Source organism: Corynebacterium sp. UMB9976 (assembly GCF_030212265.1).
In the GTDB taxonomy this organism is placed as follows: Bacteria; Actinomycetota; Actinomycetes; order Mycobacteriales; family Mycobacteriaceae; genus Corynebacterium.
On record NZ_JASODY010000003.1, the window covers coordinates 60304 to 84383 of the forward strand.

Here is a 24080-nt window from a genome sequence, read left to right on the forward strand (position 1 = left end):
GCTTGGCAAGGGAAAAGTCCTATAATTATCGGAGTTTTGTGTGCCACGAGGCCGCCCGCGCCCCAGCGGATCTGCCAACCGGGAATGAGAAGAAAACCCTATGACTATGCCCCCCAACGCTGGCGACCAGCAGCCCCGCGCCTACCGCTCGCGGACTGATCGCGCAGGCAGGGTGGATTCGGAGCCTGCCACGCCGCGGCGCTCCTCCCGCCAAATCATGCCCGCCCCCGGGGATACTGCCACCCGCCAGATCGGCTCAAAGCCGGTGCGCATGGTGCTCGCCGCGGTCTCAGCGTTGGTGCTGGTGCTCGGCGCGGTTGGGTATAAGGCGATCGGCCAGCTCGACGGGCGGCTCGCCCAGACCGGCGAGCTCGCCCTCGGCGATAACCAGGACGGCGCAACCGACATCCTCCTGGTCGGCATCGACTCCCGCACGGATGCCCAGGGCAACCCCCTGAGCCAGCAGGAGATCGACATGCTCAACGCGGGCGAGGAGGAGGTCACCAACACGGACACGATCATCCTCATCCGCGTGCCCAACGACGGTTCCGGGGCAACCGCCGTCTCCCTGCCACGCGACACGTACGTCGCCACCCCGAACGGCAACATGAAGCTCAACGGCGTCTACGGCACCGCGAAGTTCGAGGAAGAACAGAAGATCGCCGAGCGCCGCACCGAGCCGGCGGACGCTGAGCAGGAGAAGAGCGACGAGGAAGCCTCCAAGCAGGCCGGCCGCCAGGCGCTGATCCACTCCGTCGCCGACCTGACGGGCATCACCGTCGACCACTACGCCGAGATCGGACTGCTCGGCTTCGTCCTGCTCACCGACGCGGTCGGCGGCGTGGACGTCTGCCTGAAGGAGAAGGTCAAGGAGCCGCTGTCCGGCGCGGACTTCCCGAAGGGCCGCTCCACGCTCAAGGGTTCGCAGGCGCTGAGCTTCGTCCGCCAGCGCCACGGCCTGCCCCGAGGCGACCTGGACCGCATCACCCGCCAGCAGGCCTACATGGCCTCCCTGGTCAACAAGGTGCTCTCCTCCAAGACCCTGACCGACCCCACCGCACTGAACCGCATCAACGACGCCGTGGAACGCTCCGTGGTCCTGGACCAGGGCTGGGACGTCATGTCCCTGGCCACCCAGATGCAGGACCTGGCCGGCGGCAACGTGAAGTTCCAGACCATCCCCGTGACCTCCATCGACGGGGTCGGCGACATGGGTGAATCCATCGTCACCGTCGACGTCGATCAGGTCCACGAGTTCTTCAACGAACTGCTCGGCGAGGACGCCCCGGAGGACGGCGGCGACAAGGCGACCAAGGATAAGGGCGAGGACGGCCCGATCGAGGACTACGACGCGGCAGACTACCGCGTGAACGTCTTCAACGCCTCCAACATCCCGGGGGTGGCCGCGAACGTCTCCGAGCTGACCCGAAACTACGGATACAAGGAAGGCGAGGTCGGAAACTCCGAGGAGACCGGCGTCTCGGAGTCCCAGGTCAACGCGAAGGATAAGAACGACCCGGCCGCCCGTGGGCTGGCCAAGCAGCTCGGTGGCCTGGAGATCGTCGAGGATCCTTCCCTGGATGACAAGGAACTCTCCGTCACTTTGGCGGGCACCTACTCCGGCCCGGGCTCCGTGCCTGGCACCGCCCCGCTGGTCGAGCCGAATGACCCGAACGCAGGCACGCTGACCGAGGGCATGCGCGACCTCGACGGCGACGGGATCCCGGACGAGGGCACCGAATCCGGCGAGGACAGCAACACCGTCGGGCAGACGGGCAGCATCGGCGGCGACGGCAACCCGGTGGAGAACACCGAGGACCCGACGGCCAAGCCACCGGTCGAGGAAATCGACGCAGGCGGTGACGGCCCGATGTGCGTGAACTAGGCGCACCCGTGCGGGTGGCGTCTCTAGGATGGGGCGCATGGATGCTCTCTCTGCCCTTCTGAACGATCCCGCCGCCCCGCGGCTAACCACCTACACCGATGCTGGCCGCATGGAGCTCTCTGCCCAGACGCTGCAGAATTGGCAGTCCAAGGTGGCTAACCTCCTGCTCGGTCTGGGGGCGGGGCCTGGGTCGGTGATTGTCTGCGACGCTGAGCCCGGCTGGCAGCCGGTGACGATCGCGGTGGGTGCGTGGCTGATCGGTGCGACCGTCGTGGACGCCCGCGGTCCCCTCCCCGACTCCCTTTCCGACGCCGCCGCCCCGCCGGTTGCTGCGTTCACGGACTCTGTCGAGCTGGCCGAGCAGCTGGCCGACGACGGGCTGGGCGGGCTGGATACAGTGGGCGGCCTGGGTGACATCGGCGAGCTGGGCGAGCCGATCGAGGAGGTCTTCGTCCTCTCCACCGACCCCTTCGGCCGTGGCGTCACGGAATCGGGCGGCGAGCTGCCCTTCGGTCTGAATGACTTCTCCCCCGAGTTGCGGGTTCAGCCCGATGCATTCCTGGGCTCGTCCGCCCCGGTCGATGAGGGCCGGGTGCTGGCGGCCAGCGGTGGCGAGCAGCTCAGCGAGGGCCAGTGGCTGGCCACCACTAAGAACGACGACGTCGCCGCGGACGGCGAGCGCATGATCTTCGGCCCCTGGAACAACGCGGTCCAGCTGGCGGAAACTCTGCGGCCTTGGGCTGCGGGCGGGGCCGTCGTCATGAGCACGGATGCCACCCCAGAGCGGCTCGCGGAACTCGCAGCCTCGGAAAACGCCCGCCTCGTTAACTAATAACGGCGGGTACCCAGCCCGCTGACAAGCGCCGAAATACGAAAAGCGCGCGGCCGAAGCCACGCGCCAGTATTGCCAACCCCCTGGTTGCGCTCGCCTAGCGCACGTCCGCGCGCCAGTTGCGGAAGAAGCCCAGGGCCAGCAGGGCCACGACCCACACCGCCAGCACAGTCAGGTAGAACGCCGGGGTGTGCGCATCCTCCATCAGGGCGCCGTAGCCCTCAAGGGTGTAATACCGCTGGATTTCGTTGATGGTATTCGCTGGCATGACGTCGGAAATCTTCCGGAGGATGTCGAACTTCTCGCCGCCGAGGGAAATCAGTGGCTCCACGACGAGCATCCAGACCAGCGGCACACCGATACCTGCGACGCGGGAGCGCAACAGGCTGGCGGTTCCCAGCGCGAGCAGGGTGAACGCGGCCCCGCCGATCAGCAGCGACCAGACGGTATTGTTCTGCTCACCCACGAAGGTCGCTCCTGGCCAGATCACGATCATCAGCACCGTCAGCGCCATCGCCAGCGCAAGGGTTAACACCACGAAGACGCTGGCAACGAGGCCACGGGCGGCCAGCCAGTTCCACCGCGACTGCTGCGTCAGGAAGGCCTGGGCGTGCATCTTCGTGCTGATCTCGCCGGCCGTGGTGGAGGCGCCAAAAACGATGCAGATCATCAGGGCGATCATGCCGCCAAGGCCGACGTCCGAGAAGTCCACCTTGAGGGGCGTCTCCGACAGGAGGAGGTACAAAAACACCGGCCCGCCGATGGAACCGCCCAGCAGGATGAAGTAGATCAACGTGCTGCGCAGGGTGAGGAGTTTCGTTGTTTCGGATTTCACAGAGCTGAGGAAGCTGCTCATGGGGTGCGCCTTCTTTCTTGTTCTCGCGCTGGTCTTCTAGCTTGTTCTGTTCGGTGTGGCTTAATGCTCCGCGCCAGCGCCGGCCACCGCGCCCGTGCGGTACTCCTGTGCCTCGGACGTCGCCGCGAGGAAGCGCTGCTCCAGGTTCGCGGTCTCCGCGGCCAGCTTCGTGATGAGGAAGTTCTCCTCCAGCGCGGTCTGCGCCACCATCTCGCGCAGCTCCTCCTCGCTGAGTTCCTCCGGCAGGGCGATGCGCATGCTGCGGGGCCGCTGCAGCTCCACCTTCAGGCCCTTGTGCTGCAGCTTCTCGCTGAGTAGCACCGCCTCCCGGCATTCCGCGGTGACCACGGTGCCGCCGGCGAGGAACTCGTCCATCGAGTACTCCCCGATCATCTGCCCCTTGCCGATCACCACGAGGCGGTCGGCCGTGAGCTGCATTTCGCTGAGCAGGTGGGAGCTGACCAGCACGCTGCGCCCCTCCGCCGCGAGCGCGCGGATGGTGTTGCGCATCCACGTGACGCCCTCGGGGTCCAGGCCGTTGACGGGCTCGTCCATGATGAGGTGCTGCGGGTCGCCGAGCAGTGCCGCTGCCAGCCCGAGGCGCTGCTTCATTCCGAGGGAGTAGCCGCCGGCCTTCTTCTTCGCCGCGCTGCTCAGACCCACGATCTCGAGGCACTCATCCACGCGCTTGTCGCTGATACCCGCGCCGTGTGCCAGTACGCGCAAGTGGTTGCGTCCGGTGCGTGCCGGGGTGAACCAGGAGGCGTCCAGCACCGCGCCGGCGATCTGCGCCTTGTTCTTTAGTGTGGCAAAGGCCCCGTCGTAGGACTGCCCGTCGCGGTACTCGCCGCTGAAGGTGACGTGCCCGGCGCTTGCCCGGTCCAGGCCGAGCATGCAGCGCATCGTGGTGGACTTGCCCGCACCGTTTGGCCCGAGGAAGCCGGTGACCTTCCCGTCCGGGACGTGGAAGCTGATGTCCTTCAGGACCTGGTTCTTTCCGTAACTCTTGCTGAGCTGTTCAACTGTGATCATGTTTCACAGTTTCGTGCCTAGCCCCACCCTGGAACATCGGTCCGGCGGATGATTATCGCCGTTTCTGTTCTTTCATACCGGGGTATGACGTCCGCCCCTTCCGGTCATCCCCGCGGCTCACCGTGGCGCGGTGGTTCTGCAGTTCTCCCCACCGGGTTGGCGTTCCTGCTCCGGTTTGTTTTTAGCTTTCGGCGGTCAGCAATTCTTCCGGGTCCACGAGGTGGTGTTTGAGGGCGAAGAGCACGGCGTGCACCCGGTCCCGCGAGCCGGTCTTCATCAGAACCCGCCCGACGTGGGTCTTTACCGTCGGCAGAGAGATGAAGAGTTTCTCCGCGATTTCCTGGTTGCTTTGTCCTTTCGCGATGAGGCAGAGGATCTCCCGCTCGCGTGGGGTGAGTGGATCCACCAGGCCAAGGTCATCCTCGGCATCCGGCGGGTCTTGCCGCGTCGCTGCCGGTGTCGTGGCGGCGGGATCCTCCGCTTGCGCACCCGGCGCGGGTGACCCCGCTTGCCACGCGGCGCTGCCTGCGGCCCCGTCCGCCCGCAGGCGCTGGATGAGCTTCGCGGTCGCCGCGGGGCTGATCACGGCGGTGGACTCCCCGACGATGCGGACCGCGTTGATGAGTTCCTCCGGGTCGGCGTCTTTGAGCAGGAAACCGCTGGCCCCGGCGGTGACGGCACCGAGGACGTAGTTATCGCTATCGAAGGTGGTGAGGACGATCACCCGGGTGGGATCCCCCGCCGGTCCCGTGGGAGAAAGATCGTTGAGGATCCGGCGGGTCGCCGCGATGCCGTCCATGGTGGGCATCTGCACGTCCATCAGGATCATGTCCACGGGCTGGGCTACGGCCAGCTCGCAGGCCTCGGCCCCGTCGGCGGCCTCCCAGGCCACGGAGATGTCATCCTGGCTATCCAGCACCATCGCGAAGCCGGCGCGCACGAGCTGCTGGTCATCAGCCAATCCCACGGTGATCATGTTTGCGTGCCCCTCGCCTTTTAAAAATTCTTCGGTCATTAGTTCTTCTGCTGGCCTGCTGCCGTCACGGTAGCACTGCGGTCAGACACGCAGCCCCTACGCGCCGAGTGGAATGGTGGCCGTGACATTCCAGCCGCTGGGGAAGAGCGCGCTCGACCCCCAGCTGGCCTTCCCACCGTGGATCCGCACGCGCTCCTTAATACCCGTCAGTCCCCGGCCGCTACCCGTCAGCTGCTCCTCGCCCGGGGCGTTATCCACCATGACGGTCAGGCGCGCGTCCTCCCACATCAGGCGGACGCGCACCTCGACGGAGCCCGCGTGCTTAATGACGTTCGTGAGGGATTCCTGCACCACCCGGTAGACGGTCAGCCCCTTCGCCTCGTCGAGCGGAACCTCCTCACCCTCGACGGCGAGGGTGGCGTGGGCGCCGGAGCGGTTGGCGTCGCTGATGAGGTCCTGGATACCGGAGATCCCCGGGGTTGCCGCGACGTCCCGGCCCTCCTCCGTGTGGAGGACGGAGAGCAGGCTGCGCATCTGCGTCAGCGCTTCGCGGCCGCGGGTGGAGATCGTCTCGAGCGCCTCGATGGCTTTCTCCGGATCCTTGCGCCCCGCATAGCGGCCGCCATCAGCCTGCGCGATCACGACGGTCAGGGAGTGCGCGACGATATCGTGCATCTCGCGGGCGATGCGGTTGCGCTCGGAGACCGTGGCCAGTTCCGCGCGGGCCGCGAGGTTGGCGACCTCCTCCTGGCGCCGGTGGGCTTGCTTGCCGAACTGCCAGCACAGGGCGATGGACACCAGGGCCAGCAGGCTTGCCATGCCGATGGTCCCCCAAATCTCCGGGTCGGCCAGCACCTCCTTTAGGGTGATTTGCTCAGAAAAGATCGGGTTATACAACCGGTCCGCGATGAACTGCCAGGTGATCGCCGCGAGGCTGCCGACCACTGCAATAGCCAGCCACATCCTCCGTCGCCGCGGCAGGTGCGCCCGAATGACGTACACCTGCCAGCACACCAGCGGATACCCGAGTAACACAGCTAACCCCCCGGACAGGGCGGAGAGGGCCAGGCCGACCGCGATCATCGCCACCCCCAGCTCCACGCGCCATTGCTGCACAACCAAGCCTGCGTAGGAGATGGCGAGACCAGCGAGGAGTATCGGCGCCTGCCAACCCCCGGACTGGCCGGAGGCAAAGCCAATCTCCGGAAAGGAAAGCAGGAGGAAAAGCAGCGAGATGACGAGGAACTGCAGGCGCCGAGCCGGGTCGCGCCACCACGTCGGGTTGGAACCGAGGGGGCCGGTGCTCAGCGGGTTGTGGCCGAGCGCGCCGGGTACATTGTTTTCGGGCATAGTTCGACATTCTAGGGTCGGCTGGGTCGGGGGCTCGTCGTCCTGAAGTATCATCTTCCCCATGGCCGACGTGAAATTCGATGACGTAACGATCCAGTACCCCGGCGCGGAGCGACCCAGCGTGCGGGACCTCGACCTGCACATCGCCGACGGCGAGTTCCTGGTGCTCGTGGGCCCGTCCGGCTGTGGAAAGTCCACCACGCTGCGCGCGCTCGCCGGCCTGGAGGCGACGAGCGGCGGGCACATCGCCATCGGCGGCAAGGACGTCACTGGCACCGAGCCGGCAGCTCGCGACATCGCGATGGTCTTCCAGGACTACGCCCTCTACCCACACATGACGGTGCGGGAGAACATGGGCTTTGCGCTCAAGGTCGCCAAGCGCTCGAAGTCCGAGATCGCCGAGCGGGTGGATCGCGCGGCGGAGATCCTGGGCCTGCAGGAGTTCCTGGACCGCAAGCCGAAGGACCTTTCCGGTGGCCAGCGGCAGCGCGTGGCCATGGGCCGGGCGATCGTCCGCGAGCCGCAGGTCTTCCTCATGGATGAGCCGCTGTCCAACCTGGACGCCAAGCTGCGCGTCCAGACCCGCGCCCAGATCGTGAAGCTGCAGAAAAACCTGGGGGTGACCACCGTCTACGTCACCCACGACCAGGTGGAGGCGATGACGATGGGTGACCGCGTGGCCGTCCTCAAGGACGGCGTGCTGCAGCAGGTGGACAGCCCGAAGGAGCTCTACGAGAACCCGGATAACGCCTTCGTGGCGGGCTTCATCGGCTCGCCTGCGATGAACCTGCTGAGCACCACCGAGCCGCTGCCGGGCTTCGATGAGACCCTGCCGGCCGGCTACGCGGGCAATGGTGGAGCCAAGGAGCTGATCGTGGGCGTGCGCCCGGAGCACCTCACCGTGGATACCGAGGGCTCGGCCAACGGCGTCCGCGGCGAGGTCAGCCTCGTCGAGGAGCTCGGCGCGGACTCCTATATCTATGCGGAGACGGACTACGGCACCCTCGTGGCCCGGGGTGGGGCGGGCGGGCAGCCCGCCATCGGGCAGACCGTGGTGCTCACACCGGCGGCAGGCGCCCGGATCCACTTCTTCGACGCCCAGACCCAGGAGCGGGTCGGGGGTAACGGCCGGGGCTAGAATTAACCACTAGAAAGATATTCATCGTGGGATCTACCCCCCGATTACCTAAACTTGGGGTGCAGACTTTTCAGCTTTCCCGCTGACTGCCACTCACCAGCGCGCCCCAGCGGCGCGGCGGTGGGTGGCTTCCCTGCATCTTTCGCCGGGAAGGTCAGCCGGGAATACCTTCTAGAAAGGCTCCACTATGGCAAACCAGTACAAGAAGATGCTGGCGATCCTCGCGGCATCCGGCATGGCTCTGGCAGCCTGCTCCGACGGCGGCTCCGACGACTCCGCCAAGGGCCAGGAGGGCGCCGACGCCCGCGGCCCCATCACCTTCGCGATGGGCAAGAACGACACCGACAAGCTCCGCCCGATCATCGACGCGTGGAACGAAGAGCACCCGGACGAGCAGGTGAAGCTCCAGGAGCTCGCCGGTGAGGCCGATGCCCAGCGCGACACCCTGGTGCAGTCCCTGCAGGCAGGTCAGGACGACATCGACGTCATGGCACTGGACGTCGTCTGGACCGCACAGTTCGCAGCCAACGGCTGGCTCGCACCGCTGGAGGGCGACCTCGAGGTCGACACCAGCAAGCTGCTGAAGCCGACCGTGGAGTCCGCAACCTACAACGACAAGCTCTACGCGCTGCCGCAGAACACCAACGCGCAGCTGCTGTACCGCAACACCGACATCGTCAAGGACGTCCCGGAGAACTGGGACGCACTCGTCGAGGAGTGCAAGGAGGTCAAGGACCAGGACTGCCTGACCGCGACCCTGAAGCAGTACGAGGGCCTGACCGTCATGACCGACAGCTTCATGCGCGGCTGGGGCGGGGCCATCATGGACGAGGACGGCAACGTCACCGTCACCGATGAGAAGTCCCAGGAGGGCCTGCAGGCTCTCGTGGACGCCTACCAGGACAAGACCATCTCCTCCGCCTCCACCGGCGCAACCGAGGAAGAGGTCAACCTCGCCTTCACGCAGGGCCAGACCGCAATGGCGATCAACTGGCCGTACATGTACACCAACGCCGAGGAGGAGGGCTCCGCGGTGAAGGGCAAGACCGAGGTCTCCCCGCTGGTCGGTAAGGACGGCGTCGGCGTGTCCACCCTGGGTGGCTACAACAACGGCATCAACATCAACTCCAAGCACAAGGCCACGGCCAAGGAGTTCATCGAGTTCATCATCAACGAGGAGAACCAGCGCTCCTTCGCCAAGGCATCCTTCCCGCCGGTGCTGGCAAGCATCTACGACGAGGAGGACATCCAGGAGGAGTTCCCGTACATGGAGGCCCTGAAGGTCTCCCTGGAGAACGCGAAGCCGCGCCCGGCGTCCCCGACCTACGACGCCCTGTCCAAGGCGGTGCAGGATAACTCCTACGCAGCGCTGACCCAGAAGCGCGAAATCGACAAGGCCACCGAGGACATGAAGAAGGCCATCGAGTCCGCTCAAAGCTAAGCGCCTCTTCACCCCTCTCGTCGCTACGTGCGAAACACAGGCGGCCACCGCATCACCATGATGTGGTGGCCGCCTCGCCATTCCTGTCGGGGGTGGCGACTATGCTTTTTATGCAACCCGCCCGCTGGTGTCCCCGGCGGGCCCGTCAACGGCAAAAGGAGAAAGCCTGTGAGCACCTCGCCGACATCGGCGGCACCGGCCGACCAGGCGCCTGCACCGGGTACCGCGCCACACGGCAGGAAGGCGAAGGCAACGCGCCCCACCAAGCCGCGCCGTGACCTGCGCGCGGTCTGGCTCGTCGGCCCGGCCATGCTGCTGCTGGCCCTGGTCATCGGCTACCCGATCCTGCGGGCCATCTATCTTTCCTTCCAGGCCAACCGGCACCTCGACCCGGACACCGGCATGTTCGTGGAGGGTGGCTTCGCAGGCTTCGACCACTACCTCACGTGGATCGCCCAGCGCTGCATGAGCTCGAACGGCACCGTGGTGGAATGCACCTCCGGCATGCTGCCGACGGACTTCTACCCCGCGCTCGGCATCACCCTCTTCTTCGTAGTGGTCACCGTCAGCCTGGAGACCCTGCTGGGCCTGTGGATGGCACTGGTGATGAACCGCAGCTTCCTCGGCCGCGGCCTGCTGCGCGCCGCCGTACTCGTGCCCTGGGCGATCCCCACCGCCGTGACCGCGAAGCTCTGGCAGTTCATCTTCGCCGACCAGGGCATCATCAACTCCCTGCTCGGCACCCAGATCCACTGGACCACCGACCCGTGGGCCGCCCGCTTCGCGGTGATCATCGCGGACGTGTGGAAGACCGCACCCTTCATGGCGCTGCTGATCCTCGCGGGCCTGCAGATGATCCCGCAGGGTGTCTACGAGGCCGCCCGCGTGGATGGGGCCTCCAAGTGGCAGCAGTTCACCCAGATCACCCTGCCGCTGGTCCGCCCGGCGCTGATGGTCGCGGTGCTTTTCCGCACCCTGGACGCGCTGCGCATGTACGACCTGCCGGTCATCATGATCTCCGAGTCCTCCAACTCCCCCACTGCTGTGATCAGCCAGCTGGTGATCACGGATACCAAGCAGGGCAACTACAACTCCGCCTCCGCCCTGTCCACCCTCATCTTCCTGCTGATCTTCGGGGTGGCATACGTGATGGTGAGGTTCCTGGGCGCCGATATCGGCGGAACCCAGGATGCTGGCAGCAAGCCAAAGAAGTCTCTGCTGAGCAGGCTGCGCGGCGGGAGCGTCGCCACGAAGAAGAACGAGCAGAAGGCTGAGACCGACCGCGGCGACGTCCCCGACAAGGGCAACGCAGCGGGCGCGCAGGGCGCGCACACCGTAGATACCGCAGCGACGGGAGGACAGCGATGAAGAAGGCAACCCAGACTCTGCGCAACTACCTCGCCGTCATCGTGATCCTGGCGTGGGGTCTCGCGCCGTTCTACTGGATGGTGGTCACCGCCCTGCGCGACAAGCGCTACACCTTCTCCACCAACCCGCTGCCCAGCCACCTGACGCTGGAGAACTTCCGCGACGCGCTGGCCACCGACGCCGGCAATAACTTCCTCCGGGCGATCGGCAACTCACTGATCATCGGTGCCGCGACCACCGCGATCGCGCTCACGGTGGGCGTGTTCACCGCCTACGCCCTGGCCCGCGTGGACTTCCGCGGCAAGGGGCTGGTCACGGGCATCATCCTGGCGGCCTCAATGTTCCCGGGCATCGCGCTGGTCACCCCGCTGTTCCAGCTCTTCTCCAAGATCGAGTGGATCGGCACCTACCAGGCGATGATCATCCCGAATATCTCCTTCGTCCTGCCGCTGACGGTGTACACGCTGACTAGTTTCTTCCGCGAGCTGCCGTGGAAGCTGGAGGAGGCCGCCCGCGTGGACGGCGCCTCCCGTGGCCTGGCTTTCCGGAAGGTCATTCTTCCGCTGGCCACGCCCGCCCTGTTTACGACGGCCATCCTGGCGTTCATCGCGACCTGGAACGAGTTCATGCTCGCCAAGCAGCTGTCCACCCCCGCCGTGGAGCCGGTGACCGTAGCGATCGCCCGCTTCTCCGGGGCCTCGGCCTACGAGTTCCCCTACGCGGCGACGATGGCTGCCGGCGCGCTGGTGACGGTGCCGCTGGTCGTGATGGTGCTGGTCTTCCAGCGCCGCATCGTCTCCGGGCTCACCGCCGGTGGCGTGAAGTAGGGGTTGGTTGATCGTGTCGAAGCCTGAGCACGCGGCGCGGGGCACGCGCGAGGACCGGCCAGTCGATGGGGCTGCCAGCGGGCTGGACGAGCGCGCCGGTGGAGCTGCCCGGTGTGGCGCTCCAGCCGGCGAGGTGGATCCGGACGGCCAGCGCAAGAAGCTGGTTTGGGAGTCCGCCCTGGGCTTCGTGGGCTTTTTCACCCTGCTGGCCGGGGTGCAGGCGGTGTGGAATGTCTTCCAGCCCGAACCCTCCCCCTGGCCCGGTGTATTCTTCGCGGTCCTACTGCTGCTGAGCTGGCTGGTGTGGCGTCGCTACCGTCGCTACCGGGAGTACTAGAGCGCCCCTGGAGAGCACAAAGAAAAAGCGCCCCGAGGGGCGCTTTTTGCCTTTCCTGGCCGAGCTGCGAGGCCCGGCGATGGCGTTGCTGAGCTGCGAGGCCCAGCTTTGCGGCAGCTGGAAACTACTCGCCGAGGAGCTTGCGCTTCAAGGCGGCGTCCTTCTCCATGACGCTATCGCGCATATCCTCCTGGTACTTCACCATGCGCTCCATGAGCTCCGGGTCAGCCACCGCGAGCATGCGGACGGCCAGCAGGCCAGCGTTCTTCGCACCATCAATGGAGACGGTGGCGGTCGGCACGCCCGCCGGCATCTGCACGATGGAGAGCAAGGAGTCCAGGCCATCGAGGTTCTTCAGAGCACGTGGAATGCCGATGACCGGCAGCGGCGTGGCTGCCGAAACCATGCCCGGCAGGTGCGCAGCACCCCCAGCGCAGGCGATGATGACCTTCACGCCGTTCTTGTGTGCCTCGCGGGCATAATCCAGCATGCGCTCCGGGGTGCGGTGCGCGGAGACCACGCCGATCTCCATCGGGATGCCGAACTCGGCCAGCACCTCTGCGGCGGGTTCGACGGTCGGCCAGTCGGAATCGGAGCCCATGATCAGGCCGACCTGCGGGCCGGTGGGGGCAGAGTTCTTGTTGCTAGTCATGTTATGTGCCTCCTGGGGCTGATCGGTTTCTAGGCTTCGGTCCAGCCGTCGGACCACTCGGCGGCGACGAGGAAGTCCGCGGCCAGGCGGGCGTCGCGGCGCAGCTGTGCCACCGCTTCGTCGGTCGCGGGCTGGCCTGCGGGCAGGGAGAGGTTCACGTGCCCGATCTTGCGACGCGGGCGCCAGTCTTTGCCGTACATGTGGATCTTGGCCGCCGGGAAGCGGCGCCACACCTGGTCCATCCGCTCGTGCATCGGCATGGCCGGGTCGGCATCGTCGTTCCCCAGCACATTGGCCATGACCGTGGCGGGCGCGGTGAGATCTGTGCTGCCCAGCGGGCGGTCCAGCACTGCGCGCAGGTGCTGCTCGAACTGGCTGGTCACGGACCCGTTCTGGGTCCAGTGCCCGGTGTTGTGCGGGCGCATGGCCAACTCGTTGACGCTGATCGCCAGCTCACCGTCGGCGTCGCGGAACTCGAAGAGCTCGACGGCGAGCACGCCGGTGACATCCAGCTCGGTGGCGATGGTGCGGGACAGTTCGCGGGCCTGATTGAGGACCTCGCCGTCGTGGCCCGGGGCTGGGGCGACGGCCTCCACGCAGATGCCGCGCTCCTGCACGGACTCGGTGATCGGCCAAGCCTTAGCCTCCCCCGACGGGGTGCGGGCCACCAGGGCGGAGAGCTCGCGGACAAGCTCCACCTTCTCCTCGGCCATCAGCGGCACGCCCTTGTCCAGCAGTTCTGTGACCAGCTCGTTGAGCTCGGCCTCGGAGTCCGGGAACCACACGCCCTTGCCGTCGTACCCGCCGCGGCGGGCCTTGAGGCAGACCTTGCCGCCGGTGGTGGACCAGAAGGCAGCGGCGTCCTCGGTGTTCGCGATGGCGGTGAAGGCCGGGACCGGGGCGCCCAACTCGGAGAGGCGCTGGCGCTGGATCAGCTTGTCCTGCGCATTAATCAGGGCCTTCGGCTGCGGCTGGACGTTGATGCCCGCGGCGATGAGCTCGTCGAGGAACTCGTTTGGCACGTGCTCATGGTCGAAGGTCACGGCATCGGCGTCCTTAGAGACCTCCGCGACGTGTGCCTTATTGGTGTAGTCCCCCAGCACGACGTCCGCGGTGACCTGCGCGGCAGAAGAATCGGCGGAGCCGGCAAGCACGCGGGCAGAGAGGCCCAGTTCCACGGCCTCCTGCTGCATCATGCGGGCCAGCTGGCCATCGCCGATGATGGTCACCAATGGGGCGCCCGGCGCGTGGGCAGCCGCCCGGGCGATGGACCAGTCAGCGGCGCGGGTCATGCCGACCTCAGCGTTGGGATTGGAAGCGGATGGTGCAGAAGAATGAGCTGAATCTTTCACACGGCCAATCATAGTGCCCGCGTGTAACTGCGGATCAGCCGGACGAAGCGTTTGGCATAGGGCACGTCCCGCAGCACGATCGGATTGCGGGTTCCCATCACGAACACGGAGACGGTGGAGCCCTTCGCCCGAGCGTCCACGATGTACTCCAGCGGCACCTGGGCAGTCTGGCTGCGCCAGTGCCCGGTGGCGGTGATGAGGCGCTCGTTGGTGAGCATCATCCGGCTGCGGGCGCGGAAGATCATCTGTCGCCCGCAGCGCCGCCAGGCCAGGAAGAGCCACAGCATCACCAGCGCGCGCCGACCCCACTGGGCCGCAACGTAGAACGGTTCGCCAACGTGCATCGCCAGCTGGCTGGGCACGGGGAGGCTATAGCCGAGCAGGCGGAGCGCCTCCGCGTCGAGGTAGTGGTCGATCATCCCGATCAGTGCCCAGGTGACCCCGGTGATCAGCAGCAGCTCCAGCACGGGGAAGAGCAGGGAGCGACGGTTGGGGCACAGCTCGGCGAGAATCTGCTCGCCTGGTTCGAAGGTGATTTTCCCGAAGGCCATCAGCTCTCCCCTTCCGCGGGTCGCAGGTGGGTGACGTCGCCGGCGGCGACGACCAGCTCTCCGCCACAGTCGACGTCCACAACCAGCGCACCGGTACCCTCCACGTCTCGGGCGACGCCGTGGGTGGTCGTGCCGTCCGGAAGGTGGACCACGACCTTCGTGCCCAGGGTGGCGACGACCTGTCGGTAGCGCGGCAGCACGCTCTGCGGTGCCCCGCCCAGCTGGATGAAGCGGCGTAGCCCGCCCACCAGCTCGTCGATCAGCGCGATGGCCAGGCGGGTGCGCACTCCGGGGCCGCCCTCGCTCGACTCCTGGTCGCCTGGCATGCCCTCCAGAACCAGGGAGGTCGCATGCGGCACCGGCAGCTCCGTGCGCTGTAGATCCACGTTCAGCCCCAGGCCGATCACCACGATCGGTTCGGGTTCAAGCTGCACGGCCTCCACGAGGATCCCGCCGAGCTTCCGGCCGTCCACCATCACGTCATTGGGCCACTTCAGCTCCGCCGGGACCTCCGCACCAGCTGCCCGGCTCACCGCGCGCACCGCGTCCACCGCCGCGACACCGGTCAGCAGTGGCAACAGCCCCAGCCGGGTCGCCACATCCACCCCCGGCAGTCGAGCGGCAACAGAGACGATCAGCTGACTGCTGCGCGGCGCACCCCACGCCCGGTCCAGCCTCCCCCGGCCCTGCGTCTGCTCCTCGGCAAAGAGCACGGAGAACTCCGGCACCTCCTCGCCTGCCGCCAGCGCCGCCCGGACCTGCTCAGCGAGCACGCTATTGGTGCTCGTCGTCTGATCGAGCACCTCCACGGCCCCACAGCCGAGGGCGGGCAGCACCTCGCGCAAGGTGGCGGCGTCGAGAAGAACACGGGAAGTTTGCATGCCCTTGATGTTAGAACACGGCGCGGACACACCCCGCCATCCTCAGCCACCCAGCTCGTGTGGCATAGGGACTGACCCGCTGCATGATCTAGACTGTGTGCCATGAATCCTCAGAATGACACGTCCACCACGGCCGGAAAGATCGCGGACCTCCAGGATCGCCTGGCGAAATCCCGCCAACCTGCCGGGGAGGACGCGGTGCGGGCGGTCCACAACGCCGGTCGACTCACTGCCCGCGAACGGGTGGAAGCGCTGCTGGATGATGGCAGCTTCGTGGAGATCGATGCTCTGGCCCGGCACCGCTCCAAGGCCTTCGACCTGGAGAAGGAACGCCCGCTGACCGATGGCGTGGTCACCGGCCACGGCACCATCGACGGCCGCCCGGTCTGTATCTTCTCGCAGGATGCGACCCTCTTTGAGGGCAAGATCGGCGAGACCACCGGCGCGAAGATTATTAAGGTGCTGGAGCTGGCGCTGAAGTCCGGCACCCCGGTAATCGGCTTCTACGAGGGTGCAGGCGCCCGTCTCAAGGAGGGCATCATCGCCCTGGACATGTACTCCCGCATCCTGCGCCTGCAGACCCAGGCCTCGGGCGTGATCCCGCAGATCGCGGTCGTCGCCGGCGAGTGCCGTGGCGTGCAGGTGCACGGGATCGCGATGTCCGACGTCGTCATCTCCATCGACGGGCAGGGTTCCCTGTCTATGGACGCCAACCCCGGCGGGGTGGTCGAGGCTCAGGAGACTGGTACCGCCCACATCGTGGTCCCCGACGAGTCCGCCGCACAGGACACGGTGGCCGACGTGCTGAGCTACCTGCCCTCCAATAACCGGGCGATCGCACCGGCCACGGAGCCTGTAAACACCGAGCTGGCGAACCGCCGCGCCGAGGAGGGTGCCGACGCTGCCGCGCTGGTCCACGAGATCAACCACCTGATCCCGGACTCCGGGTCCGAAACCTACGACGTCCGCGATGTGCTGGCCGCAGTCCTGGACGAGGACAGCCTGCTGGAGCTGAGCCTGGGCTTCGCGCCGAACATCATCACCGGCTTCGCCCGCCTTGAAGGTCGCGCAGTCGGCGTGATCGCCAACCAGCCCACCGTCAAGGCGGGTGGCATCGACATCGACTCCGCGGAGAAGGTCAGCTACTTCATCCAGCTCTGCGACGCCTTCAACGTGCCCCTGGTCTCCTTCGTCGACGCCCCGGGCTTCCTGCCGGAGGAGGCGGACGCGCCGGTGATCCGCCGCACCGCGAAGCTCTTCCACACCACGGCTGCAGCGTCGGTCGGCAAGATCACGATGATCACCCGCAAGGCCACCGGCTCCGCCTACCTGGCCCTGGCTGCAAAGCGGATGGGCACGGACCTGGTCTTCGCGTGGCCGACCGCGGAGGTTGCGGTGGCGGACGCTGATACCTTCGCCGCCGAGATCGGCGCGGACGAGGCAAGCTCCCAGGATCCCTACGAGGCCGCGGCGAGCGGGCTGGTCGATGCGGTGCTGCCGCCGAGTGAGACCCGCCAGAAGCTAGTGGAAGGCCTCGCCCTGCTGGAGCGCAAGGTTGAGGACGGCTACCCGCGCAAGCACAGCATCGTCACCTTCTAGCGCCCCGCTGCCCACCGAGCCCCCGCCAAGCACACGTTTGGAGCATCCATGAGCAGAAAGTTTTCCCGCGCCCGCCGCAAGACACAGCCAACAGAGCTCACCAGCGCACGGCTGACCCACCGCACCGGTGCCGCGTCGGCTGAAAAGGAGGCGCCGCAGGCGGAGCCACAGGCCGCCGTCGAGGTGGTGAAGGGCAATCCCACGCCCATCCAGCGCCAGGCCCTCGAACAGCTGGTGGGCGAGCTCACCGAGCAGGCCGAGGAGCGCCGCCGCGCCAAGCCGAACACCCGCGGCTGGTATGGCTCCGCGGGCGAGCCCTTTCCCAATGCCCCGGAGCCGAATCCGGCGGGCTTCCGCAGTCCGAATCTGCCGCAGGCCTAGCTGCCGCTCATCGCGGCGGCGGCACACCGATACTTAACTCCCGTCCCTTTCAAGGAGCGAGACATGCCTGATTCGCAGGCCACCCCACGCATCGTGCTGGCGTCCTCCTCCCCCTCCCGGCTCTCCATCCTGCGCAGCGCCGGGGTGGAGCCAGTAGTCCAGGTCTCCGGTGTGGACGAGGACGCCGCGATGCAGCGTTTGATCGACACGGCCGCGGGCCAGGGGCGTACCCCCACCCCCGCCGAGAAGGTCTGCCACTTGGCCAAGGCCAAGGCGAATGTCGTCCTGGAGGATGGGCTCCAGCTGGGCGAGGGCGACGTCCTGATTGGTGGGGACAGCATGCTGCTGCTCGACGGGGAGCTGCAGGGAAAGCCGCACACCGCGGAGGAGACCGTGCGCCGCTGGCAGCAGCAACGGGGCAAGCGGGCGGAGCTGATCACCGGGCACGCGATCTACCACGACGGGTACTGGTTCGAGGGTTCCTCGGCCACGAGTGTGTTCTTCGCGGATGCCAGCGATAAGGACATCGAGGCCTACGCCGCCTCCGGCGAGCCCTGGGGCTGCGCGGGCGCGTTCACGCTGGAGGCCCTCGGCGGCTGGTTCATCGACCGCATCGAGGGGGATCCTTCCAGCGTCATCGGGCTATCCCTGCCGCTGGTGCGCCAGGCGCTGGAGCACTTCGGGCTCAGCGTCTCGGATTTCTGGAACCGTTAGCCCCGGCCAGGGTGGCTGATACGGTCATCGCCCCGGCGCGCCACCGGCATCAGCTTCGGGGGCTAGCCGGGTTCCCAGCGTCGCGGTGTGCCCTGCCTATCACCCTCGCTCGGCGATCGGCACGACCTTCCGCTGCTCGGACCCGTTGTAGGCCGACAGCGGGCGGATCAGCGAGTTGTTTTCATACTGCTCCACGATGTGCGCCGTCCACCCCGCCACGCGGGCGATGACGAATAGTGGCGTGAAGAAGTCCACCGGGAAGCCCAGCAGGTAATAGGCGGGGCCGGCCGGGAAGTCGAGATTCGGCTTGATCCCGGTGCGCTTGTCCATCGCCGCGGCGAGGTTCTCGTACATCGCCACCCACTTAGCCCCATCGTGGCGCTCGGCCAGCGCGCGGAAAGACTGCTCCATGCTCGGCACGCGGCTATCGCCGTTCTTGTAGACGCGGTGGCCGAAGCCCATGATGAGCTCCTTGTTATCGAGGGTCGTGTTGACCCACTCCTCTGCCTTCGCCGGGTCGTCGACCTCCAGCATGGTGTGCATGACGAACTCATTGGCACCGCCGTGCAGTGGCCCCTTCAGTGCGCCGATCGCGCCGGTGATCGCGGAGTACACGTCGGAGCGGGTCGAGGTGATGACGCGGCTGGTGAAGGTGGAGGCGTTGAAGGAGTGCTCGGCGTAGAGGATGAGGGACTTCTCGAAGTCCCGCACGTCCTCCGGGTTGCTCGCTGGCGAGTCCGGCCCGTTGCCGAAGACCATGGCCAGCAGGTTTTCCGCCACCCCCTTTTCCGGGTCCGGGGCGACGATGTCCTCGCCCTTTCGGCGGCGGATGTCCATGGCCATGGCCATCGGCAGCTGGGCCAGCAGGTTGTGGCCGACGTGCGTGATGTGCTCCCGGTCTGGGGTGAAGTGCTCCGGGTCCTTGGTTCCCATGTAGCTCACCGCGGTGCGCATGACGTCCATCGGGTGGCAGTCGGTGGGCAGGGAGTGGATCAGGGAGATCAGCCCGGCATCGAGCTTGCGGTAGGAGCGGCCTGCTTTGTTGAACTCGGTCAGCTGTTCTTCGGTGGGCAGTTCGCCGTTCCACAGGAGGTAGAACACCTCCTCAAAGGTGCAGTTTTCGACGAGGTCCTGGACGGCGTAGCCGCGGTAGGTCAGCGAGTTCGTCTCCGGCATGACCTTCGAGACACTGGTGTAGTCGGCGACCACCCCGTAGAGCCCCTTGCGGACCTCCGGCTGCTCGGCTGCGTTGTTCTGGGCGTTGGCGTTTTGCGTGTTCGTGCTCATGGTGGAAGCTCCTTTGCTCCTCGTTGCTGTGGCTCAGGTGGTGCTCTTGGGCTTTGGTGCTTGCGGCTCGGGCGCTGCGTGGAATCGGTTGCTGTTGGTCTTCGGGCCCCTCCGCGCCCGTCCTCCGCGCCCGTCGAGGTTCCGCTGCGCGCTAGAAGATGCCCCGCGGGATCTGCGGCGCGCGACCCAGGGTGTCCGCTGAGAATCGGATGTTGAGCTCCCCGAATTCCGCAGCACTCATCGTCGGCAGGTTTTCGGCTGCGTCCAGGAAGCGGTTCTGCTCCGCCTCGTCGATGACGCCCTCCGCCAGGGTCCGGAACTTTTCGACGTAGTTGGCGCGTTCGAAGGGACGCTCGCCCAACGGGTGCGCGTCGGCGACGGCGAGTTCGTCCTCAATGACGGTGCCGTCCTTCAGCGTGATCACCGCGCGTGCCCCGAAGGCCTTCTCCGCGGGATCCTCGGAGTGGTAGCGGCGGGTCCACTCCGGATCCTCCACCGTGGAGATCTTCCGCCACAGCTCGATGGTCTCCGGCCGCTGCGCCCGTTCTGGGGCGTAGCTGTGCTCGTGGTGCCACGTGCCGTCCTCGAGGGCCACGGCGAAGATGTACATCACCGAGTGGTCGAGGGTCTCGCGCGAGGCGTGCGGGTCGAACTTCTGCGGGTCTCCGGAGCCGGTGCCGATGACGTAGTGCGTGTGGTGGCTGGTGTGCAGCACGATGGATTCGATCTGGCTCAGATCACCGACCTGATCGCGCATGCGCCGGGCCAGGTCGATGGGTGCCTGGGACTGATACTCGGCGGAGTGCTCCTTGGTATAGGTGTCCATGATCCCGCGCTTGGGCTCCCCCGGCTCCGGCAGCGGAACCGTGTACTCGCCCTCCGGCCCGTCCAGGAGCCAGGCGATCACGCCGTCCTCGCCCTCCCAAATCGGGGCGGGCGCCCCCTCCCCGCGCAGTGCACGGTCGACGGCCTCGATACCCATCTTTCCGGCGAAGGCTGGGGCGTGGGCCTTCCAGCTGGAGATCTCTCCCTTTCGGGACTGGCGGGTCGCGGTCGTGGTGTGCAGCGCCTGGCCGATGGCCTGGTAGATCTGCTCCGGATCCAGCGACAGCAGGGTACCCAGGCCCGCAGCCACACCCGGGCCCAGGTGGGCCACGTGGTCGATCTTGTGTTTATGCAGGCAGATCCCCTTCACGAGGTTGACCTGGGTCTCGTAGGCGGTGGTTATCCCCCGGACCACGTCCTTGCCGGTCAGCCCCAGGTCCGCACCGCGGTGCTGGGCGACCGCGAGCACGGCGGGGATGTTATCCCCCGGGTGGGAGTAGTCCGCAGCCAGGAAGGTGTCATGGAAGTCCAGTTCTCGCACCGCCACCCCGTTGGCCCAGGCCGCCCACTCCGGGGAGACCCTGTCCGCCACGCCGAAGACGGTCGCGCCCTCCCCCTGTAGCGGACGGCCGACCGATAGGGCCTGGGCGCGGGCGGAGGACACCGGGCGGCGCAGCACCGAGGCCACCGCGACGGCCGCGTTGTCGATCACGCGGTTGACGACCATCTCCTCGACGTCCTCGTCGACGGCGACGGGGTCGGCGGCCATCGTCGCAATCTTCCACGCCAGATGTTCCTCCCTGGGGAACTCCTCGGCAGACTTTCGGGTACGGACAACGTGGTTTTCCACTATGAGCCTCCTCACAACTCCTTAGCTTGGCGAAACTAATAGACTGCACAGCAGACACGCGAAGCACTTTCTCTAAAGCCAGCGAGTGAGAGAATTCATAGTTGGCTTGTGAGAGCACGTCAGCCCCACCCCAGTTCAGTAGAGCTTGAGCGAAACACCGCGTGCCAGGTAACAATTCGGAAACGAATAGCGGTAGGGTGATGAGTTCAAAGAGGACCCACATTGGAGGAGTTAACGTCGTGACGGCCAAGACGGATCAGGTGTCGAGCGCGCCAGCTCAAGATGCTGCTGCGACGGCCAGCTCCGAGGGCATCACCCCCATCAAGAAGGTGATGATCGCCAACCGCGGCGAAATCGCGATCCGCATCATCCGCGCCGCACAGGACGAGGGCATCGCCTCCGTCGCGGTCTACGCCGAGCCGGATGCCGATGCCCCGTACGTCCGCATGGCCGACGAGGCCTTCGCGCTGGGCGGGCAGACCTCCGCCGAGAGCTACCTGAACATCGACAAGCTGATCGCCGCGGCCAAGGAGTCCGGCGCCGATGCCGTTCACCCCGGCTACGGCTTCCTCGCAGAGAACGCGGACTTCGCCCGCGCCGTCATCGACGCTGGCCTGAACTGGATCGGCCCGCCGCCGGAGGCCATCGACCGCCTCGGCGACAAGGTCACCGCACGCCAGATCGCCGCGATGGTCGATGCTCCCATGACACCGGGAACGAAGCACCCCGTTTCCAGCGCCGCCGAGGTCGAGGAGTTCGCCAAGGAACACGGCCTCCCGGTTGCCGTGAAGGCCTCCTTCGGTGGCGGTGGCCGCGGCATGAAGGTCGCCTACACGATGGAGGAGATCCCAGATCTCTTCGACTCCGCCACCCGCGAGGCCATCGCAGCCTTCGGCCGCGGCGAGTGCTTCGTCGAGCGCTACCTCGACCGCGCCCGCCACGTGGAGGCGCAGGTCATGGCAGATAAGCACGGCAACGTCCTGGTCGCCTCCACCCGCGACTGTTCTACACAGCGCCGATTCCAGAAACTCATCGAGGAAGCTCCAGCCCCGTTCCTGACCGCCGAGCAGAACCGCCGGATCTACGAGTCCGCCGAGGAGATCTGCCGCGCCGCGGGCTACCAGGGCGCGGGCACCGTGGAGTACCTGGTTGGCTCCGACGGCCTGGTCAGCTTCCTGGAGGTCAACACCCGCCTGCAGGTCGAGCACCCCGTCACCGAGGAGATCACCGGCTGGGACCTGGTGCGCGAGCAGTTCCGCATCGCAGAAGGCCGCCCACTGTCCCGGACCAGCCGCCCGACGCTGCGTGGCCACGCCATCGAGTTCCGCATCAACGGCGAGGACGCAGCCAATAACTTCATGCCAAACCCAGGCATGATCACCGACTACCGCGAGCCCTCGGGCCCGGGCGTGCGCATGGACTCCGGAATCGAGGAAGGCGCCGTCATCGGCGGTCAATTCGACTCCATGCTGGCCAAGCTCATCGTGTGGGGCGAGAACCGCGAGCAGGCCATCGCCCGCTCGAAGCGTGCACTGCGGGAGTTCCAGGTTGCTGGACTGCCGACGGTCATCCCTTTCTTCCAGCAGATGCTGAACAACCCGGACTTCACCGCGGAGGATGGCTTCAAGGTCTACACCCGCTGGATCGAAGAGGAGTGGGACGGCTCCCTGCCCGAGTCGACGGAGGACGCATCCGCAGCGGCGGGCGGCGAGGAGAAGCTGCCCCGCCAGCGCGTCACCGTCGAGGTGGAGGGCCGCCGCGTGGAGATCACCGTCCCGGGCGAGCTGATGGCCGCTGGTGGCCGCACGAAGCGGGCCCCGCGCCGTCGCGCCGCCGCCGGCGAGGCCGCTATCACCGGCGATACCGTGGCCGCACCGATGCAGGGCACGATCGTGAAGATCGAGGTCTCGGAGGGCCAGCGGGTCGCCGAGGGCGACACTCTGCTGGTGCTGGAGGCTATGAAGATGGAAAACGCCCTGCAGGCACACAAGTCGGGCGTGGTCACCGGACTCGCTATCGCCCCGGGCGATAGCGTGACGAAGAACCAGGCTCTCTTCGAGATTCTCGACGACTAGCCCCGCTGACTCCACCCCCTTCTGCCCTGCCGCTCCCGGCGCCTCCGACAGAGTTCGCCAGGCGACACAGGGCGCGAGAGTGAGGGTGAGCTACCCACCGGCATGTGGGTCTGTTTAGAATGGATTAGTAGATCTGGTCCACGCTGGAGGTCACCCATACCCCAGTGATGAGGCCTGGCCTATGCCCTTGGGGGCGGCGCTTCTGGCTGCGAACGTGGCTTTCAGTTCGCGGCGTGGTTCGCTTGCTCCCGGTGCCCACCCTGTTTTGCGGAGTTTCAAAATCTATGACCGATAACCACCTCGACCCCACGGACCAACCGGATCTGGTGACCGACACGTCCACCGAGGCAGAAGAGCGCGACCGCGGCACGCAACGGGTCTCCCCCAAGCTGCTGGGAATCATCGGTGCCGTCTTCCTGGTCATCGGCGCGATCACGTGGATCGTCAGCCTCTCCTCCGTCAAGGGCTTCTCCGAGGATCACCCCACCGCGGTGAAGGCGGACACCTCCTACTACCTGCTCGCCGATAAGGACGCCCTCGAGGCCACCGCCTGTGGTTTCTTTGGCCCCGGCAGCAAGCCCATCCACGACAAGGTCAAGGACCTGGAGGATCTCACCGACGAGGACGTCAAGATCAAGGACGTCTCCCTGCCATTCACCAAGGTCAAGGGTGTCTATGCCCGGGTGGAGTTCACCGAGAACATCCAGGGCGCGCACATCGCGTGCAACGAGGGGAAGAACTACATCTCCGCCAAGTCCGGCGGCTCGCTGAATACCCTGCGCTGGATCTCGATGATCGGCGTGGGCAGCGGTATCGCACTGCTCGTCGTGTCCGCAGTTCTCCGCGGTCGGGAAAACCGCTAGGCCCCGCA

Annotated in this window: 22 protein-coding genes; 12 read left to right on the top strand and 10 right to left on the bottom strand. The window is 66.6% G+C overall.

All coding sequences use genetic code 11. The features are described 5' to 3' along the window. The first annotated feature begins 100 nt into the window (after positions 1-100). Entirely contained in the window at positions 101-1885 is a 1785-nt protein-coding gene (locus QP140_RS02970; protein WP_284758037.1) for an LCP family protein, read from the top strand. A gap of 37 nt (positions 1886-1922) precedes the next feature. Then, positions 1923-2717: a TIGR03089 family protein gene (locus QP140_RS02975; RefSeq protein WP_284758038.1), complete on the top strand. Its 795-nt coding sequence runs from the start codon at positions 1923-1925 to the stop codon at positions 2715-2717. Between the two features lie 97 nt (positions 2718-2814). Here QP140_RS02975 and QP140_RS02980 read toward each other — a convergent pair whose 3' ends face one another. The 4 genes from QP140_RS02980 to QP140_RS02995 all read right to left on the bottom strand — a co-directional run bounded on the left by QP140_RS02980 (position 2815) and on the right by QP140_RS02995 (position 6931). After that, positions 2815-3573: an ABC transporter permease gene (locus tag QP140_RS02980; protein WP_284758039.1), complete on the bottom strand. Its 759-nt coding sequence runs from the start codon at positions 3571-3573 to the stop codon at positions 2815-2817. A 60-nt stretch (positions 3574-3633) separates the two neighbouring features. Continuing rightward, a complete protein-coding gene (locus tag QP140_RS02985; RefSeq protein ID WP_284758040.1) occupies positions 3634-4605 on the bottom strand; it encodes an ABC transporter ATP-binding protein in 972 nt (323 codons plus the stop codon). A 181-nt stretch (positions 4606-4786) separates the two neighbouring features. Continuing rightward, entirely contained in the window at positions 4787-5581 is a 795-nt protein-coding gene (locus QP140_RS02990; RefSeq protein WP_284758151.1) for a response regulator, read from the bottom strand. Between the two features lie 96 nt (positions 5582-5677). Continuing rightward, entirely contained in the window at positions 5678-6931 is a 1254-nt protein-coding gene (locus QP140_RS02995) for a sensor histidine kinase (RefSeq protein ID WP_284758042.1), read from the bottom strand. Between the two features lie 61 nt (positions 6932-6992). Between QP140_RS02995 and QP140_RS03000 the strand changes: the two genes are divergently transcribed. The 5 genes from QP140_RS03000 (at position 6993) to QP140_RS03020 (ending at position 12042) form a co-directional block, all read left to right on the top strand. Continuing rightward, positions 6993-8069: an ABC transporter ATP-binding protein gene (locus QP140_RS03000; RefSeq protein ID WP_070758257.1), complete on the top strand. Its 1077-nt coding sequence runs from the start codon at positions 6993-6995 to the stop codon at positions 8067-8069. Between the two features lie 187 nt (positions 8070-8256). Then, positions 8257-9510, top strand: a complete 1254-nt coding sequence (locus QP140_RS03005) for an ABC transporter substrate-binding protein (protein WP_284758044.1) — start codon at positions 8257-8259, stop codon at positions 9508-9510. Positions 9511-9819: 309 nt separating this feature from the next. Then, positions 9820-10878, top strand: a complete 1059-nt coding sequence (locus tag QP140_RS03010; RefSeq protein WP_246818143.1) for a carbohydrate ABC transporter permease — start codon at positions 9820-9822, stop codon at positions 10876-10878. Beyond that, positions 10875-11705, top strand: coding sequence for a carbohydrate ABC transporter permease (locus QP140_RS03015; protein ID WP_070759584.1), 831 nt, complete (start codon positions 10875-10877; stop codon positions 11703-11705). Before QP140_RS03010 ends, QP140_RS03015 begins: the two co-directional genes overlap by 4 nt. A gap of 13 nt (positions 11706-11718) precedes the next feature. Next, positions 11719-12042, top strand: a complete 324-nt coding sequence (locus QP140_RS03020; protein WP_284758047.1) for a hypothetical protein — start codon at positions 11719-11721, stop codon at positions 12040-12042. A gap of 124 nt (positions 12043-12166) precedes the next feature. Here QP140_RS03020 and purE read toward each other — a convergent pair whose 3' ends face one another. The 4 genes from purE to QP140_RS03040 all read right to left on the bottom strand — a co-directional run bounded on the left by purE (position 12167) and on the right by QP140_RS03040 (position 15478). Further along, the gene (gene purE, locus QP140_RS03025) at positions 12167-12694 is read right to left on the bottom strand and encodes a 5-(carboxyamino)imidazole ribonucleotide mutase (RefSeq protein ID WP_070759582.1); all 528 of its coding nucleotides are present in this window, start codon (positions 12692-12694) and stop codon (positions 12167-12169) included. A 29-nt stretch (positions 12695-12723) separates the two neighbouring features. Next, positions 12724-13986, bottom strand: coding sequence for a 5-(carboxyamino)imidazole ribonucleotide synthase (locus QP140_RS03030; RefSeq protein ID WP_284758153.1), 1263 nt, complete (start codon positions 13984-13986; stop codon positions 12724-12726). A gap of 68 nt (positions 13987-14054) precedes the next feature. Then, positions 14055-14597 (bottom strand): hypothetical protein, encoded by a 543-nt coding sequence (locus QP140_RS03035; RefSeq protein WP_284758050.1) that lies wholly within the window; start codon positions 14595-14597, stop codon positions 14055-14057. Next, the gene (locus tag QP140_RS03040; RefSeq protein WP_284758052.1) at positions 14597-15478 is read right to left on the bottom strand and encodes a biotin--[acetyl-CoA-carboxylase] ligase; all 882 of its coding nucleotides are present in this window, start codon (positions 15476-15478) and stop codon (positions 14597-14599) included. The genes QP140_RS03035 and QP140_RS03040 overlap by 1 nt, the downstream gene beginning before the upstream one ends. Before the next feature lie 102 nt (positions 15479-15580). Here QP140_RS03040 and QP140_RS03045 point away from each other — a divergent pair, with 102 nt between their 5' ends. The 3 genes from QP140_RS03045 (at position 15581) to QP140_RS03055 (ending at position 18172) form a co-directional block, all read left to right on the top strand. Then, positions 15581-17077: an acyl-CoA carboxylase subunit beta gene (locus QP140_RS03045; protein WP_284758054.1), complete on the top strand. Its 1497-nt coding sequence runs from the start codon at positions 15581-15583 to the stop codon at positions 17075-17077. 48 nt (positions 17078-17125) lie between these two features. Then, positions 17126-17458, top strand: a complete 333-nt coding sequence (locus tag QP140_RS03050) for a hypothetical protein (protein WP_284758056.1) — start codon at positions 17126-17128, stop codon at positions 17456-17458. Between the two features lie 63 nt (positions 17459-17521). Beyond that, entirely contained in the window at positions 17522-18172 is a 651-nt protein-coding gene (locus tag QP140_RS03055) for a Maf family protein (RefSeq protein WP_284758058.1), read from the top strand. A 99-nt stretch (positions 18173-18271) separates the two neighbouring features. On the opposite strand, the gene QP140_RS03060 is transcribed toward QP140_RS03055, so the two are convergent. Next, positions 18272-19459 carry a bifunctional 2-methylcitrate synthase/citrate synthase gene (locus tag QP140_RS03060; protein ID WP_284758060.1) on the bottom strand — a complete coding sequence of 396 codons (1188 nt, stop codon included), beginning with the start codon at positions 19457-19459 and terminating at the stop codon, positions 18272-18274. Positions 19460-19610: 151 nt separating this feature from the next. After that, complete coding sequence (gene prpD / locus QP140_RS03065; protein ID WP_284758063.1) at positions 19611-21134, bottom strand: 2-methylcitrate dehydratase PrpD; 1524 nt, start codon at positions 21132-21134, stop codon at positions 19611-19613. 332 nt (positions 21135-21466) lie between these two features. Here prpD and QP140_RS03070 point away from each other — a divergent pair, with 332 nt between their 5' ends. Both QP140_RS03070 and QP140_RS03075 read left to right on the top strand, forming a co-directional pair. Then, positions 21467-23209 carry an acetyl/propionyl/methylcrotonyl-CoA carboxylase subunit alpha gene (locus QP140_RS03070; RefSeq protein ID WP_284758155.1) on the top strand — a complete coding sequence of 581 codons (1743 nt, stop codon included), beginning with the start codon at positions 21467-21469 and terminating at the stop codon, positions 23207-23209. Positions 23210-23493: 284 nt separating this feature from the next. Next, a complete protein-coding gene (locus tag QP140_RS03075; protein WP_284758065.1) occupies positions 23494-24072 on the top strand; it encodes a hypothetical protein in 579 nt (192 codons plus the stop codon). Positions 24073-24080 lie beyond the last annotated feature (8 nt).